This is a genomic window from Pseudomonas sp. AC172, from assembly GCF_979258595.1.
Window position 1 is genome coordinate 818917 of the sequence record NZ_OZ409868.1, and the last position, 16139, is coordinate 835055.

The following is a 16139-nucleotide window of genomic DNA, read 5'->3' on the forward strand; positions in this document are numbered from 1 at the left end:
GTAATCGTGGAAGTGCTGGACGAAGCAGGGCGCACAGTCGTTTTTGTCGGCTTTATCATTGATGTGTCTCAGCGTGGATCATGGTTACATTGCTCACTGTCTCGATGGATCTTTCGTTGGTTACTTGTCTCTGATCACAAATAGCGTTGTCTGCCCGAGCACATCGGTTTGAGTTCCACCGAGCAGGTAAATGATCTTGTTTTCTTCGCGGAACGTGGACAGTGGCTTTTGCTCGGTGATGAGAGTCCGCATTTGGCTTTCACTGAACTCAGGGCTTTCCAGCGTCATTCGTTTGAGCCTGCCGTCGATAACGGGTGGCAGTTTCAGCACGAATAGCAGGTCGATCCTCTTTCGATAAAACACCAGCCCATCGTCGCCCGGTGTTTGAAAGGAGGTGTTCACCTCGTAACCGTCATCCGCCAGTATCCTGCTGAACAATGTGCGCAAGTTGGCTGTGGTCCGAGCCGCTGCGTAGTCGTTCCAGTGTTGAGAAAACCTTCCGGGATCAAAATCCAGTCGCATCAAGCCGTCACCCAGAGAGGGGGGAATTGTCAGCGTGTCTGACCGTCCTTCAGTCCTGCGCAACATCAGCAGCGGGTCGCTCAATTCTCGATGTGGAACAGGGGGCAGCGGCCTGTTTGCCCAGTAACGAAACACTTGATTCATCAGCGCCAGTCCATGACCGCTGATGACCTCGGATCGATTGGCCTGGTTGAACATGGCTCGGGCAAGGGAGCTGACTGATTGATCAGACAAATACTTGAAGGTACGGGAGATGTACTGCGTGATCGGCATCTCGAATGGAACAACGTTGTCCAGAACCGTCCATTGATTGTTTCGCTTGACCGCCCATTTCGGTTGCAAGGCCGGGTTGTCCCGCAGCATGTATTCGAAGGCGTCGTACAAAGCGGGTGAAAACAGCGGGTGTAGCAGATATACGAGGGTCGGATTCGCCCCCGGATTCTGATGCATGATCCGATAGTATTGCCCGTCGATTTCGATGTGCTGGCCCGGTTGCTGAGGAACATTTCGCCCCCAGTTTCGCCATAAGCCGTAACTCAGATTGATCGCTTCGGGATTGGCCGAAAGCAGGCTCTCGGTCAGTGCTTGTGTCGGGTCTGGGTCTTCTTCCTGATGCGCCCGTTTGCCAGGGCCTGGGGCAGTTTCCTCGCTGTCGGTCCGGGCTTTGCGTTTGGCCTGTTGCGAATGTTCCGGGGATGGCTGATTCGCCTCGCTTTTGCGCCGCCACAGCTTTGTGCCGGGAATCGGTTCGAACAAGATCGGCGAAGCCTCGCGTGCGCCTGCAAACGCCTGCTGATAATGACCGTCGGCGTTTTTGCGCACCATGACGGTTCCATCCGCCGTATCGATATAGGTTTTGCGATGTTTGTCATAGCGCAACCCGTCTGCGCTCTGCTCCGCCGAAGAAAGCAGGGTCGCCACTTCGGGTGCCAGGTAGACGGGCTGTTCCAGCATGGGCAACTCAGCGGCGGCAGGTCGCTGATCGTGGTCAGGGTTGTGCGCAAGCCAGCCGGGGCGCTCGAAGGTCCAGGTGGTCTGACGCTCCGTTTTCACCAGGAAGGGCCCCGGCAGATGAGGAGTGAAGTTGAAGAGAATCTGGTAGCGGCCATCATCATGTCTTTCGACCAGCAGATGGCCTTCATTTTCTACATGGGCGTACAACTTGCCATCGGGGCTGGTGAGCAGCCCGCTGTCGGGATCCAGTCGCTGTAGCAGGTTTACCTGGTCGGCAGGCCAGGTGATTGATCGCAGAGCTGCCTCAACTGATAGCGCGTAAGGGGGCGGAATCTCGTTGAGCAGCACCGACGGTTGCCGCCCTGCGGAGGCCGGCTCGCCAGCAGAAGGTTCCAGGGTTGGCTGGTTTTCGCCCGGGAGTCTGAGGGCAGTGCTACCGGTATTTTGGCGAATTTCGGACGGAGTGACCTCGGCCACACGCTTCGGTGGTTTGACCATTGAATTAATCTCGTAATTGGATAGGTGAGGGCGATCAGGTTGCGGATGGTCCCCAGGAAACTGCGGGCGATCCGTTCACGCGCTTAGAGACCTTCACCCCTCTCGCACAATGAAGATCGACGGGTTGTCGGGGGATATCTGTTGTATGCCCCCGACCAGGTGAATGACTTCGGTATGAGTCAGGTGGCTGTCCAATCGCTGTCTTTCCGCTGGGCTGAGTCTGCTCTGAAAGGCCGGATCGGTAAGTTCGTGTCCGGCGGGGGTGGTGCGAGGTACCTGACTTCCAGCAACCGGCGGCAGCTTCAACACGAATACCGCGGCAACGCCTGGACGGTGAAAGATCACGGCGCCTTCGCTGAGCCGGCGCGTGGTCGGATTGATGCTGTAACCGTTGTGCTGAAGAAGACTCATGAGTAATGCGCGCAGGCTTCCTGCAGTCGGCGCGGAGGCATACAGAGCCCACTCCTGAGGGAACCGTTTCGGATCGAAATCCAGACGTTGCAGACCGGCAGAATTGTGCGCAGGCAAAGTGAGTAAACCGCCGCTGGCCAGACTGCCAGTGGGTGCCGGCAGTTTTGGCAACATCACCAATGGGTCCGACAAGCTGTGCATGGGCGCCTCGTTATTCACCCGGTCTATCCAGTGGCGAAACGTCAGTGCCATCACCGAAAGCCCATGAGCATTGACTCCCTGAGGCAGTGAAACCCGTTCGAATACAGCTCTGGCGAGATTGCTGACCGACTGTTCCGACAGATAGTTGTACGCAGTGGAAACATATTGTGTGGCAGACATTTCGAACGGCCGATGGTTGTCCATGACTTTCCATTGGCCCTTGAGTTTCAGTGCCCATTTCGGCTGGCGCGAAGGTTCATGGCGTAGCATGTTTTCGAAAGCGTCATAGCTGTCCGGTGAAAATCCCGGGTGTTGCAAATAGACCAGCCCGGTCTCGGCACGCAAACCTTGCGCGACGATCCGGTAGTGCTGCCCGTCGATTTCTATCGACTCGCCGGAATCGGGTTTTGTGGCTTTTCCCCAGTTTTTCCATTGACCTGCGGAAAGATCCAGGGCGACGTTCTGTTGAGAGAAAAGCTGTTCGACCAGCGCGCTCGTGCCGGTTGCGACAAGGGTGTGTTCGTCCAGGCCGGGGCGCCTGCTCGGCCCGGATGTAGCGTCGCTCGTTTCGGCAGACACCGGATCGGGTACGGCATGAAGGCCTTGGCGCGGCACGTCGAGTTCACGCCAGAGCTTTGTACCGGGAATCTGCTCAACCCGTTGACCCGTTGGAGTCGATTCCCCGGCATGGGTCTGTCGCCAGCCGTCCAGGGTTTTGCCCACCATGACCATGCCGCCGTGCATTTCGACATAGGCCTTTTTGTGTTTGTCGTATCGAAACCCCTCTGCGGTACTAACCTGCAATTTGAGTTGGCTTGCCGATTCGGTGTTGATGAAGACCGGCTGCGGCGGTGCTTCACTCATGGACGTGCCGGCATGCGCGGACGGTTGCACTTCGATGGAGTGCTGCCTCACCCACTCCGCTGCGCGCAATAGGCCCAATTGGCTTTCCCGGCTCAGTGCAGGGCTGATGATGACGCTGGGACGGGCGGCGGCTGCGTTTGGCGACGCGTGTGGGGAAGAGGCATCGGACCGCGGATTGCCGGTCGTCCCGCTCGGCTCGGCATGCCCCGTTTCACCGGGAAATACTCCGAGTGGATTCAGCACAGGATTTGTCGAGGTCACGGACGTTTCCGGTGATGTGGACCGAGGAATTTTCTTGGGTGGTTTTGCCATTGAATTGCTCCGATGATTCGCTGATCAGTGGTAGGGCCGGCATATCAACAAGCTGACTCGATGTGCGCTTGCGCGACATCGCGTTCACCTGGCCCGTTGGCTTCAAGGGAGTGATGTTCGGCAAAAGGTCACCAAGGCGTGCGGTATATATGTATTGATCCGAGGGCAAGTGCTGCGAGGTGTTGCGAGGATTTCGAGAAGCCAGTCCGCTCTCACCGGCAGGGCCGGCGAGAGTTGGAGAGGGAACTTAGCGCTCTCTGATAATGAACACCGAATCCGGATTCGACTCGACCTTCAAGACACCGCCAATGAGCCACACCACTTTGTTTTGTGCGGTGGCGGTTGTCAGGGCAACAAACGCATCGTTGCCAATCCTGTCGGGCAAGCTTGCGTCTGCCAGCTCATTGCCGGGGGTGTGCGACAGGCCGACATGTTCGACTGCGCCCAGTTTCATGAAGTAAACCTGGTCATGGGTGGCGCGCCTGAATACCAGCGTTGGCATACGATGTTCGTGAGTCAGGGGGAAAACATCGTAGCCACTGCGCACCAACAGGGCACCGAGCAGGCGTCTGAGGTTCAGGTCCGTCGGATAGGTTTTGTAGTGATTCCACTCCGTGGGGAAACGCTTGGGATCGAAGGTGAGCCGTTGCAGTTCACTGTCGAGCTGGGACAGCATCGGGATGATTTTTTTACCGCCGACATCGATGGCGGGCGCCACTGCCAGCATATTCAGCGGATCGGCGTAAGCAGGTGCGGTGGGAAACGGCCTTTGTTTCCACTGATGCAGGACGGCCTGAATATTGACCAGTCCGGTGCCGGTAATCACTGGTGAGTTGTCCGCCAGTTCGAACAGTCTTCTGGCGACGCTGCGAGCAGTGGCGTCGGAAAAATCGGGGAAGGTATTGGCAACGGATTGCGAGATCGGCTCATCGAAGAAACGTTTGCCGGGGTGTATTTCGCCCGGATCGTTACCGATGCGAAACGTTGCTACAGGCTGCATGGCTGGCGCTGTCAGCAGCATGTGTTCGAACGCCTCGAAGTGTGTTGGCGCAAAGTCGGGATGCTGCACAAAGTAGACTTTTGGCGTGGGATTGGAGCCAGTGGGCACAATCGGATAATGGAACCAGCCGAGCTGAACGGACTCCCCCGTGGACGGTTTGTTCAGATGCCCCCAGGACAACCAGAAAAACGGTGTTTGCTCGGCGGGGGCGTTGGTCTGAAGGGGTGTGGGTCTTGCTGGATCTTCGGGGGCACCGAGCCGCGCTCGTTTGCTTGGGCCGGTTTGCGGTTCGTCCGGTTCGTCCGGTTCGACGATTGGCCGAGGTCTGCCTGCAACGGGTGTTTCCTGGGCTGGCGAGTCCGGTGTTTTTCGGCGCCAGAGTGTCGAGGCGGGAATCTGTTCAAAGTAGACATCGAGCACGTCTCGGGTCGTCGCAGAGCTGTATTGATACTCCCCTTGTTCGTTTCTACGGACCATGACCGTGCCTTCAGCCGTATCGACGAAGGTGTGTTTGCGCTTGTTGTAACGGATGCCAGCCGTTGAGAGTTCTGCTTTGGTCAACGTGTTGGCGTCATCAGGTGCCAGGTAGTAAAGCGCATGTGCCAGGGCAGGAGTACCGGCCCGAGTCTGTGTTGATTGCCAGCCGGGTCGCTGGATGTGCCAACTGGCCTGGCCTTCCATTCTGATCAGCACCGGGCCGGGAACACCGGGCGCAAAGGTCAGTGGAACGTAATAGTTGCCGTGCAAATCCTGCTCGACGACGAACCGGCCTTCGCTGCCGATTTGCGCGTAGGTGCGCTGATCCGGCCCAGTGAACAAACCGTTGTTTTCTGCGATCGGCGTCAGTTCGTTCAATCGATTCTCAGGCCAGGCAATTGCATTGCGCGCAGCACTGTAGGAATCCGGGATCTCGTTGACGATGATGGCTGGCTGGCGAGTAGCGGTGGTACTCGTTGCTGGTGACCCTGTGGTTGAATCGATACCTGACAGTGGGAGGTCAGGCGTGTTTGTGGTGATGCGACTGCCAGAGCCTGATTGCACCGGTCTTGTTGTAACCGTTGTATCAGCTGCTGCTGTCACAGAGATTTTCTTCGGGGGCTTTGCCATATGGAGTTACTCATTGAGAGGGGACGCCGGGTGCACATCAGTGCCTCGCCGTATTGTTCAGGCGCACTCGTCTACACCCCGGAAAATTCAGGCGGGGAAGGCGATAGAGAAGTTCGGTTACTTCAACTGCAGAGTGCGCACGTGGTTATCGGTCTTGACGGAAACCGTTACGCGGGTGGGACATTGATCAATGGCGGTGGCGTAAAGATCCGAGGATCTTGATGGCTGCAACGGTTGACCACTCGCAAATCCGAAAACCCGATTCGGGATTTGTCGCTGCGCAGGATCCAGCCGTGTGCGGCAAAACTGTAATTCAGTGTCCCGGGCCCGTTGTCGGCAAGGACGATGTTTCTCACTTTGATGTCTTTATTGGCCATCGGCGCAAAGACTTCCGGCAAGGCTTTTGTCGAGTCGGGCTCGTCAAAGAAACGCGCATCGAGGCCATCCAGGTAAACCCTGTCGAAGGAGAGATCGACGGTATGGACAACGCCTTTTTCCGTAATGACGCGTACCTGATCTATCAGGTCTTCGCTTTCGTATTGGGGCAGATGAACAATGCACGTGCCAACGTGCAACTGGTTGTTCTCCAGTTTGATGTCGACCTTGCCAAGGGCTGTTGCATCGAGTTCCCAGGTAGAAGAATAAGGCAGTCGTACTTTGGCGTCGGCCAGCGCACCAGGGGTCGAGAGTTTGATGGTCATGTTGGCAACGAGGTGTATCAAATAGGTGGAACCTTCCCCTTCCAGACTTTCCATGGCGGTTTGACCGGCGTAGGACGCAAGCATGGCGCAGCCGTTTTTTGCGCTTAGTTTGTAGGCCTCATTTGTCGGCAGGTCATATGGGTAGTGGCCCGTTCGAAGTTTCAACGGCAGCTCAATTGGCGTTGTCCAGCGCTTGAATGAATAAACCTCGTAGTGACTATCGGCAGGCGCGACAGCCGTTTCTGGGGTGAGGCCCGCGTTCAACGCGACACCGTCGTTGAATATCAGCACGTATTTATGATGGGTGCGAATGCACATGGTCCGCAGGATCTTGATCATGTTTCTGGGGTCGGAGCCTCCTCGTGCACCGGCAAAGTATTTGAGCGTGATGGATTTTTCGCCAAGGTGATAAGTGAGATCACACCCGGCCATCAAGTCATGATCTTTATCCGACTCTCTTGCAAGGAAGTGCGCTTCGACTTTTGTCAGTTCAGTACTGGCATAGTCCAGGTAGAGCGTGGTCACCGCATCAGCGCGTTCAACTGAGTAAAACAGAGTGTTTTGTGTGGATCGCGGCAGATAATAGCGTGCATCGTTTTGATGCATGATCCAGCAATCAGGGGTGTAAAGAATGGTCGGCTTTACCGGGTGTCCCTGTTTTACGATGACAGCCTCGATGTCGAGATTTGTATCGTTTTCGATTCTTTCAGGCAGTTCAGGCTTCAGAATAAAACCGTCTTTGGTCATGATCGTCAGCTTATTGTTCAGAAGCTGGGCTTTTTGCTCGTCTGGCTTGTAGATATCACGAAAGATCACCATGTTTTTACGGCTGTCGTGGAAGTCGAAACCTGAGGTGATGACGAGTGAATGGTTGGTGATGCTCCAGCTTTCAATCAATGCCATCGGCCATTTCAATACGATGATGCTTTCCTGCTCACCATCCTCATTGATGACCGTGTGGCCTGCTTCGTGGGCGATGAAGTATTCGTCGATGCCGGCTTCACCCGCGGCGATAGCCCCTGTATGCCATAAATGGATCTGATCGCTTCCCGGCCCCGCGTTAATCGTGTCCCGTCCACGGGAAATGATGATGTTGCTCGCTTGCGTGCCGGTGACAACACTGTCGGCACCGCTGACGGTTTCAACGTTCTCGAAACCTTCCAGGAAACTGTGGAATGTATGTTTTATTCCGTCGTCGGCAGCGGGATCGGCCGTGATCGTCTGGAGCGTTTGTGCCAGTAAGTCGGCGTCATACCCGGCTTTAGCTGCTCCATAATGACTGCCACCCAACACAAATGTATCGTTGCCTGCGCCTGCCTTTAATGTCGAAAACTCCAAATTCCGGGGACCTTGTTTAAGTGAGTCTCCGGCACCCTCGAACACGAAGCGGTCGTCTTGTTCGCCACCGGTCAGTTCCTTTTTTCCGGATCGGTAATGGAAGGTGTTGGGCTTTTTTTCAACCCCCTTGATCGAGTCTCGACCGTCACCGAGCAACCAGAGAACGCCCTTGTTTTCAGCGGCTGTTCCCAACACCGCGCCAGGTGTGTCCCTGGTCACGCCATTGCGGGCATCGATGGTGTCATCGCCTCCCACGATCTCCGGGATGTTGACGGTTTTCCAGCTGTCTTGTTTGGTCCACCAGTTACGTGTCCATACCTGGGTAGGTTTCATGTGTACTTCGAAGGAACCATGAACAACAGCTTCGATAGTTTCCTTCAAGGCGCCGGCCAACAATCTTTTTGCTGTTTCTCTCAATTGAGTCGAGTGTTGCAGTCTGGTTTTTGCCTGGCTGTAACGATCCTGTACGCCTTGGTCGATATCCATCATGCAGAACGAAAACCAGCCTGTGCGCCAGCGTTCGTCGAGGGTAAGTTCGATGTAATCATTAATGTCATCGACGACACGTACTGCGCCATAAACCTGCGAGCCGATCGCGAGGATTGCGCCCGCTGCAAGCCCGACGGGACCTGCGAACGAAAACCCTGCCATTGCGGCGGCCCCGAGAATCACAGTCATGGCCGCACTGGTGATGCTCAGACCGGCACTGACGTAGTGGTCCATGGCTTCTTTGCCGGTTACATTTTTTGCGGCGTTGAAGGACCTGACAGCGGTAAAGATATCGAATGGCAATGTCAGCGCGCCGCCGATCAAACCACCGGAGCGACCCAGTCTCAGGGCAAATCTGGTTTTGGCAAAATCCCTGAAAGCGTGCTGTCCGGCGGTCAGCATTTCTGTCGCGATTTTGCTCACGGCTACGTCGACAGCGATGGAGCCGAGTTCAGAGGCTATGCCAGCGCTGTTGATTGCAACTTCAGCACGGTTATTGGCCTTGATTGCATCGACCACGCCACGCAATCCCATGAATATTCCGAAGCCTTGAATACCTACACTTGAACCAAGGGTTGAATAGCTCTTGGCCATTGCCACCCAGCGCGGGTTGTTTTTTGGCAGATGGGCATGGCGCAGGTCGAGCTTTTGCGCGGAACCTAAAAGCTTGACCAGTTTGTTGCGATAGTTGGTCCCCGCCGTATCGACTTCCAGGTTATCCCTGATCATGTGGGGGGCGGTTAAAGGGCGGCGGCTGGCTATTTCAAAAAGCAATGTCGGCAACAGGTAGTTATCGCCACCGTCTGACAACTTTATGTGTTGCTCGATATCGCTGGCGCTGAATTGCAACGAGTTGATGAATGACCGCTTGGGCACTCGGAAAAAAGTGTTCTGGCCGTTCAAAGGGTGGCCGTCAATCGTCGCGCCCAGCGCATGCAGAGACACTCTGGTTATTGATATCTCGCCTATTTCTAACGGGCCGAACACCGAGTCATTGATTTTCAATTGCTCGATTTTGCTTTTGAGCTGCGGATCTGAAGCTGAAGGGGGATCAGCTTTTATGTCGATGGTAAAAGCATTACGTTCATTGGTTTCAAACTTCATGTCCGTAATGATGATCGGATCAGTTTGTATCGGAGCATCGCTTATGAGGGTGGCCATTTGAACTTCCTTGTTCTGGCAGGCTGTCGTTAAAAACGGACGGAGATAGTACGGGGGGCTTTCGAGGGATGTACATCAATGGGTTGTTGCGGTGTATTGCACATCAAACAATGCAATGACTGTTGTGTGAGGGTGAAGTGCGCGACGCTAATCGGTCGTGGAGAGGGGCCGCCTGACTTGATCTTTCACGTCAGGCGGGCTGCGGCTGAATACAAAATCAACAGTGTCTCAGTGACTGCTGAGCAACGATGCAGCGCCGGCACCTCCGAACAATCCGGCACTGATCCGGTTGAACCAGCTCTGTCCCTTGCCACTGCGCAAGTAACGCGCGGCACCATGGGCACCGAGACCGTAGGCCAGCTTGCACAACAGATCCAGCAGGGTCCAGGTGGCGATCATCACCAGCAACTGTGGCAGGAAGGGCTGTTCGGCGCTGAGGAATTGCGGCAGGAAAGCGGCGAAAAACAGGATGTCTTTCGGATTGCTGGCACCCAGTACAAATGCGCGCCCGAACAACGCGCGAAAGCGTGGGACGGCTGCCGCTTGCGGCACGACGGCGCCCACCGATGGCTGACGCGATTGCTGCCAGCTCTGCCAGGCCAGATAGAACAGGTACAGACCACCGACGATTTTCAGGGCACTGAACAATTGCTCCGATGCCAGCAACAAGGCACCCAGCCCCAGCGCCGAAGCACTGAGCAAACAGATCGAGGCGAATACGCCGCCGAGAAATGCCGGATACGAGCGGCGCAATCCATAATTCAGGCTGTTGCTGATCATCAACAGCGACAGTGGCCCCGGAATCAGAATCACCACCAGCGCAGCGCCACTGAACAGCAGCCAGGTTTCCAGACTCATCACTTCCTTCCTTTTTGTTGTGTTGAAAAATGCACAAAGCCCCACCCATCAGGGTGAGGCTGTTTTGAAGCTTGAACCGCGTAGCGCTTACAGGAAGATGAACTTGGCGATGAAGATCGCGCAGAGCACCCACAGGCTCACGGAAATCTCCTTGTACTTGCCGGTCCCGGCCTTCAACGCCACATAGGTGATGAAGCCCAGCGCGATGCCGTCGGCGACCGAAAAGGTCAGTGGCATCATGATCGCGGTGACGATGGCCGGGATGGCGTCAGTGGCTTCGTCCCATTCGATGTGGGCCATGCCGCCCATCATCAGCATCGCAACGTAGATCAGTGCACCGGCGGTGGCGTAAGCGGGAATCATGCCGGCCAGCGGTGCGAAAAACATTGCCGCTATAAATAACACACCAACGGTGACTGCGGTAAGACCAGTCCGACCACCAGCGGCCACACCGGCAGCACTTTCCACATAGCTTGTTACTGGAGGGACGCCGACCACGGCGCCGAATACGCTGGAGGCACTGTCGGCTTTCATCGCACGGGAGAGGTTTTCGATGCGGCCGTCAGCGTTGACCAGATTGGCGCGCTGGGCGACGCCCATCAGGGTGCCGGCGGTGTCGAACATGTGCACAAAGAGGAAGGCGAGTACCACGCTGATCATGCTGACGTTAAACACGCCGGCAACATTCATCGCCATGAAGGTCGGCGCCAGACTCGGCGGGGTCGACATGATCCCTTCGTAATGCACGATACCGAGGCCCCAACCGGCCAGCGTTACGGTGATGATGCTGATGAGAATCGCACCGAACACCTTGTGATAGCTGAGGATCGCAATCATCAGGAAGCAGATGGCCGCGAGCAGCGGGCCAGGTTCACGCAGGGAGCCGAGTTTGATCAGCGTGGCCGGGCTATCGACGACGATGCCTGCAGTTTTCAAACCGATGAGGCCGAGGAACAAACCAACGCCAGCCCCCATCGCAAAGCGCAGGCTGACCGGAATGCTGTTGAGCAGCCACTCACGAATCCGCGAGAAAGTCAGGATCATGAACAGTACACCGGAAACAAACACCGCACCCAGCGCAGTTTCCCAGTTGTAGCCCATGGTGCCGACCACGGTGTAAGTGAAGAAGGCGTTGAGGCCCATGCCCGGCGCCAGCCCCACCGGCCAGTTGGCGTAGAGGCCCATCAACAGGCAGCCCAGTGCAGCGGCAATACAGGTGGCGACGAAGGCTGCACCGTGGTCAATCCCGGCATCGGCCATGATGTTCGGGTTGACGAAGATGATGTAAGCCATGGTGATGAAGGTTGTCAGACCGGCAATCAGCTCGGTCTTCACCGTGGTGCCATGCAAGCTGAGTTTGAACAGACGTTCCAGCAGACCACTGCGTAATGGTGGCGAGAGGTCCAGCGTCGATGCTTCGGATTTGCGGCTTTCCACAGCGAGTACTCCTCAAGAGTTTTATTGTTATTTCCAGGGCCGGACCCATGAGGGGTGGCAGCGGCCCTTTGAGGCATACGCGAATTTGTTGACCATGCGGTCAGGAACTCGCACGCTGTGGATTATGCTTTTGTGTACAAATAAAGCAAATATTGTTTTTGGTTTTGTTTGCGAAAGTTCCGTCGATAGGGATATATCGCCTGTGTGGGCCCCTTCGCGAGTCAGCTCGCTCCCACATTTGAAATGCGATCCCCTGTGGGAGCGAGCCTGCTCGCGAAGAAGCAGTCCCATTCAATCGAGAGCCGTCTGACTTTTCCCCAATGCCAGATTCACCGCCAACCAGCCATTCACTGCCGCTTCCCCAGCCTCGGCAAACACCCGCTCCAGCAATTTCACCTGCTCACGCCGCAAAGCCTGCTCAAACTTCGCGCCTTCCGCCGTCAACTCCAGCAGGCGCTTACGCTTGTCAGCTTCCGACGCGACGCTGTCGACCAGATGCATTTCCTGCAACTGCCGCAACGGCATGTTCAATGCCTGCTTGCTCACGCCGAGCAACCCCAGCAATTCCTTCACGCTCAAATTCGGATATCGGGCGATGAAAAACACAATGCGCTGGTGCACCCGCGACAGCCCACGGCGCTCAAGCATTTCATCAGCCTTGGCGGTGAACGCCTGATAGCCGAAGAAAAACGCTTCCATTGCCTGTTGCTGACTGGACGGATTTTTAAGGTCAAGCATGTTGACGTACTCGCTCAAGCTGTCGTAATTTCAGTCAATCAGTTTGACTTATTTTTCCCATGCCTTGCTACCGGTGACTTCCATGGCTTTTTCCGAACGTGTCTCGCGCCTCAAGAGTTCTCTGATCCGTGAAATCCTCGCCGCCGCCCAGCGCCCGGAAGTCATGTCGTTCGCTGGCGGTTTGCCCGCTGAAGCCATGTTGCCGAAGGTTGAGTGGGCCGACATGCCGTTGGCGCTCGGCCAATACGGCATGAGCGAAGGCGAGCCGGCGTTGCGCGAGGCTCTTGCGGCGGAGGCGAGGGCGCTTGGACTGGAATGTCAGGCGAGTCAGGTGCTGGTAGTCAGCGGCTCTCAACAAACCCTCGATCTGGCGGCCAAACTGTACATCGACAAAGGCACGGAAATTCTGCTGGAGGCACCGACTTATCTGGCCGCACTACAGATATTCCAGCTGTTCGGCGCCGATTGCCTGACCGTGCCGCAGGAGTCCGACGGCCCGAATCTGGCGCAGTTGCGCGAGCGTCTGGAGCAACATCACCCGGCCTTCATCTACCTGATTCCGACGTTCCAGAACCCGTCAGCCGTGCGCTATAGCGAAGAAAAGCGTGCAGCGGTAGCGGCTTTGCTCGACGAATTCGGCGTCACGCTGATCGAAGATGAGCCTTACCGCGAACTGACGTTCGATGGCGGCAGCGCGAAACCGATTGCCGGGCGTCTGAAGACGGCGAGTTGGATCTACACCGGTACCGTGTCGAAAACCTTGCTGCCCGGTTTGCGTGTCGGCTACCTGATCGCCAGTCCCGATCTGTTCCCGCAACTGCTCAAGCTCAAGCAATCGGCAGATCTGCACACCAACCGCATCGGTCAATGGCAGGCGCTGCAATGGGTCGGCACTGAGAAATATCAGCAGCACTTGAGCGAATTGCGCGGCTTCTATCGACAGCGGCGGGATGCCTTTCAAGCGGCGCTGGAAATCCACTTTGCTGATCTGGCCGACTGGAACATGCCGCAGGGTGGGTTGTTTTTCTGGCTGACGTTGAAGCAACCGCTGGACACGCGAACGTTGCTCAATGAGGCGTTGGCCAATGATGTGGCGTTTATGCCGGGGGAACCGTTCTTTCCCGATCCGGATAACAATCTTGGGCACTTGCGCCTGAATTTCAGCCATATCGATCCGGCGCGGCTGGATGAAGGTTTGAAGCGATTAGCGGCGGTGGTGCGCCAGGCGCAGCTGGAAAAAGCGGCCTGAAAAGCAAATAAACCGGCTCGAGGGCCGGTTTGTTTCTGTCTGGGATTTGCTGTGTCTGTGCGGGCCACATCGCTGGCAAGCCGGCTCCCACAGTGATCTGTGGCGTTCACAAAACCTGTGGGAGCTGGCTTGCCAGCGATGAGGCCATCAGCATCACCACATAATCATCAGACCGCCGCAAACCGCTTATCCAGATAATCAATAATCACCTTGGACTCATACATCCACGTCGTCTGCCCATTCTCTTCAATGCGCAGGCACGGCACCTTGATCCGGCCACCCTGTTCCAGCAGGGCCTGACGATCCTGCTCGTTATTCTTCGCATCCTTCAGTGCCACCGGCACGTTCAAGCGGCGTAGCGTACGGCGGGTTTTCACACAGAACGGGCAGGCGTGGAACTGATAAAGGGTCAGATCTTTTGCCGCTGCATCGACCTGAGCCTGAGCGGCCACGGGACGTTTTTTCTTGCCCGGACGGGTGATGAAGTCGATGAAGATAACCAGTTGGCCGAGGCCGACACGAAGCGCTTTGACGAACACGTTGAAGCCTCACGGTGCAGATTGAGAAAGGCGCGCAGCTTACCCGATTTTTCACGGGCGAAAAAAAACCGGCGATGAATGCCGGTTTTCTTCGTGCTGCGAATTACTTGATCAGGCTGAGAAACTCGCTGCGGGTCGCGGCGTTTTCGCGGAACTCACCGAGCATCACCGAGGTGATCATCGACGAATTCTGCTTCTCGACACCGCGCATCATCATGCACATGTGCTTGGCCTCGATCACCACGGCTACGCCCAGTGCGCCAGTCACTTGCTGGACAGCATCGGCGATCTGACGGCTGAGGTTTTCCTGAATCTGCAGGCGGCGGGCGTACATGTCGACGATCCGCGCGACCTTCGAAAGGCCCAGCACTTTGCCGCTCGGGATGTACGCAACATGCGCCTTGCCGATGAACGGCAGCAGGTGGTGTTCGCACAGCGAGTACAACTCGATGTCCTTGACCAGCACCATTTCGCTGTTGTCGGAGCTGAACAGGGCACCGTTGGTGACCTCTTCGAGCGTCTGTTCATAACCGCGGCAGAGGTACTGCATGGCTTTGGCGGCACGTTTTGGCGTGTCGAGCAGGCCCTCGCGGGAAACGTCCTCGCCCAATTGGCCGAGAATCGCGGTGTAATTCTGTTCCAGGGACATGAAACTACCTGTGGGGATTTTCGCAAAGGGCAAGGGTACGGTGGCGGACACAACCCTGCAAGTTCGGTGTAACGGGATTATTCGTCGCGGCCTTCCATCATGGTGCGTTTGAGCATCACGTAAACCGCGCCGGCACCGCCGTGTCTGGCCTGGCACGAGCAGAAACCGAGCACCTGCGCATGTTGACGCAGCCAAGTGTTGACGTGGCTTTTGATCATCGGCCGCTTGCCGTCCAGCCGCACAGCCTTGCCGTGAGTAACACGCACACAGCGGATTTCGAATTTGGTCGCTTCGGCGAGAAAGGCCCATAGGGTTTCGCGGGCCTTTCCCACGCTCATGCCATGCAGGTCGAGGCTGCCTTCGAACGGGATCTGGCCGACCTTGAGCTTGCGCATCTGACTTTCCTGCACGCCGTCGCGGGACCACATCAACTCGTCTTCCGGGCCGACGTCGATCACGAACTGATCGGACAGACCGTCAACAGTCGCGGTGTCGGTGCGCACGGTGGCGGATTGGCGCAGCTTGGCGATCTGTGCGCGGTCAGCCTTGGGTTTGCCGGTGTCGGCGCGGTCGTGCTTGATCGGCTTGACGCCGCGCAGCTCGTTTTTGAACAGGGAAAAATCGTCGTCTTGCATGTCAGCCTCCGCGAAGGGCGGCCAGTTTACCCAAGTCGAAACAAAACGGCCCGGCAAAAAGCCAGGCCGGTGAGTCAGTCGTGTTTTTTCATCAGGTGCGGGGACATGTTCAGTTCCCGCGATTGCCGTGCGCGACGGCGGCAGCGACGCCACAGGGCGACACCGAAATACAGAAACAGCAAACCGACCGCCAGAATGATTGCCGAGCCCATCGGCGTAGCGTTCAAGTCACCGAGTGCCGGTGGGCGCCCAAGCAGGCTGGCCGCCCCGGCCATCGCCAGCAGCACGCCGAACGTGGCCAGAATGGCCGCGATCGCTGCGCCGAATCGAAAACGCCAGTTGCTTTGGCCTTTGGGCCGCAAGCGGCGAGCGTCAAATCCATCGGATAACTTCATTCCGACCTTCCTCAATGGGTATCGGCCCTTCGACCGGGAGTTGACCGGGTTGTTCCTGAGGCTATGGCATTTGCGGCAAAT

At 56.6% G+C, this 16139-nt stretch carries 12 protein-coding genes; 1 reads left to right on the top strand and 11 read right to left on the bottom strand.

What is annotated here, in order from left to right:
* Positions 1-120: 120 nt before the first annotated feature.
* The 7 genes from ACZ0A4_RS03870 to ACZ0A4_RS03900 form a co-directional block, all read right to left on the bottom strand.
* Positions 121-1974, bottom strand: coding sequence for a hypothetical protein (locus ACZ0A4_RS03870; protein ID WP_463573140.1), 1854 nt, complete (start codon positions 1972-1974; stop codon positions 121-123).
* Positions 1975-2067: 93 nt separating this feature from the next.
* A complete protein-coding gene (locus ACZ0A4_RS03875) occupies positions 2068-3762 on the bottom strand; it encodes a hypothetical protein (protein WP_463573142.1) in 1695 nt (564 codons plus the stop codon).
* 247 nt (positions 3763-4009) lie between these two features.
* On the bottom strand, positions 4010-5869 hold the full coding sequence (locus ACZ0A4_RS03880; protein WP_463573143.1) for a hypothetical protein: 1860 nt from the start codon (positions 5867-5869) through the stop codon (positions 4010-4012).
* Between the two features lie 167 nt (positions 5870-6036).
* On the bottom strand, positions 6037-9558 hold the full coding sequence (locus ACZ0A4_RS03885; RefSeq protein ID WP_463573144.1) for a calcium-binding protein: 3522 nt from the start codon (positions 9556-9558) through the stop codon (positions 6037-6039).
* Between the two features lie 228 nt (positions 9559-9786).
* Positions 9787-10416, bottom strand: a complete 630-nt coding sequence (locus ACZ0A4_RS03890; RefSeq protein WP_038366975.1) for a LysE family translocator — start codon at positions 10414-10416, stop codon at positions 9787-9789.
* A gap of 87 nt (positions 10417-10503) precedes the next feature.
* Entirely contained in the window at positions 10504-11853 is a 1350-nt protein-coding gene (locus tag ACZ0A4_RS03895; protein ID WP_141129337.1) for an NCS2 family permease, read from the bottom strand.
* Positions 11854-12144: 291 nt separating this feature from the next.
* Positions 12145-12591, bottom strand: coding sequence for a MarR family transcriptional regulator (locus ACZ0A4_RS03900; protein WP_122843393.1), 447 nt, complete (start codon positions 12589-12591; stop codon positions 12145-12147).
* A gap of 82 nt (positions 12592-12673) precedes the next feature.
* Here ACZ0A4_RS03900 and ACZ0A4_RS03905 point away from each other — a divergent pair, with 82 nt between their 5' ends.
* The gene (locus tag ACZ0A4_RS03905) at positions 12674-13840 is read left to right on the top strand and encodes an aminotransferase-like domain-containing protein (RefSeq protein ID WP_463573146.1); all 1167 of its coding nucleotides are present in this window, start codon (positions 12674-12676) and stop codon (positions 13838-13840) included.
* 167 nt (positions 13841-14007) lie between these two features.
* Here ACZ0A4_RS03905 and ACZ0A4_RS03910 read toward each other — a convergent pair whose 3' ends face one another.
* The 4 genes from ACZ0A4_RS03910 to ACZ0A4_RS03925 form a co-directional block, all read right to left on the bottom strand.
* Positions 14008-14379 (bottom strand): glutaredoxin family protein, encoded by a 372-nt coding sequence (locus ACZ0A4_RS03910; protein WP_463573148.1) that lies wholly within the window; start codon positions 14377-14379, stop codon positions 14008-14010.
* A 103-nt stretch (positions 14380-14482) separates the two neighbouring features.
* The gene (folE, locus tag ACZ0A4_RS03915) at positions 14483-15028 is read right to left on the bottom strand and encodes a GTP cyclohydrolase I FolE (RefSeq protein WP_003204506.1); all 546 of its coding nucleotides are present in this window, start codon (positions 15026-15028) and stop codon (positions 14483-14485) included.
* A 77-nt stretch (positions 15029-15105) separates the two neighbouring features.
* Positions 15106-15663, bottom strand: coding sequence for a Smr/MutS family protein (locus ACZ0A4_RS03920; RefSeq protein ID WP_463573149.1), 558 nt, complete (start codon positions 15661-15663; stop codon positions 15106-15108).
* A gap of 74 nt (positions 15664-15737) precedes the next feature.
* Positions 15738-16058, bottom strand: coding sequence for a hypothetical protein (locus ACZ0A4_RS03925; RefSeq protein WP_007914024.1), 321 nt, complete (start codon positions 16056-16058; stop codon positions 15738-15740).
* Positions 16059-16139: the final 81 nt, after the last annotated feature.

Bases quoted from the DNA above. Each gene is read 5' to 3' on its own strand.
- ACZ0A4_RS03870 (WP_463573140.1), bottom strand. From the start codon at position 1,974: ATGGTCAAACCACCGAAGCGTGTGGCCGAGGTCACTCCGTCCGAAATT.
- ACZ0A4_RS03875 (WP_463573142.1), bottom strand. From the start codon at position 3,762: ATGGCAAAACCACCCAAGAAAATTCCTCGGTCCACATCACCGGAAACG.
- ACZ0A4_RS03880 (WP_463573143.1), bottom strand. From the start codon at position 5,869: ATGGCAAAGCCCCCGAAGAAAATCTCTGTGACAGCAGCAGCTGATACA.
- ACZ0A4_RS03885 (WP_463573144.1), bottom strand. From the start codon at position 9,558: ATGGCCACCCTCATAAGCGATGCTCCGATACAAACTGATCCGATCATC.
- ACZ0A4_RS03890 (WP_038366975.1), bottom strand. From the start codon at position 10,416: ATGAGTCTGGAAACCTGGCTGCTGTTCAGTGGCGCTGCGCTGGTGGTG.
- ACZ0A4_RS03900 (WP_122843393.1), bottom strand. From the start codon at position 12,591: ATGCTTGACCTTAAAAATCCGTCCAGTCAGCAACAGGCAATGGAAGCG.
- ACZ0A4_RS03905 (WP_463573146.1), top strand. From the start codon at position 12,674: ATGGCTTTTTCCGAACGTGTCTCGCGCCTCAAGAGTTCTCTGATCCGT.
- folE (WP_003204506.1), bottom strand. From the start codon at position 15,028: ATGTCCCTGGAACAGAATTACACCGCGATTCTCGGCCAATTGGGCGAG.
- ACZ0A4_RS03920 (WP_463573149.1), bottom strand. From the start codon at position 15,663: ATGCAAGACGACGATTTTTCCCTGTTCAAAAACGAGCTGCGCGGCGTC.
- ACZ0A4_RS03925 (WP_007914024.1), bottom strand. From the start codon at position 16,058: ATGAAGTTATCCGATGGATTTGACGCTCGCCGCTTGCGGCCCAAAGGC.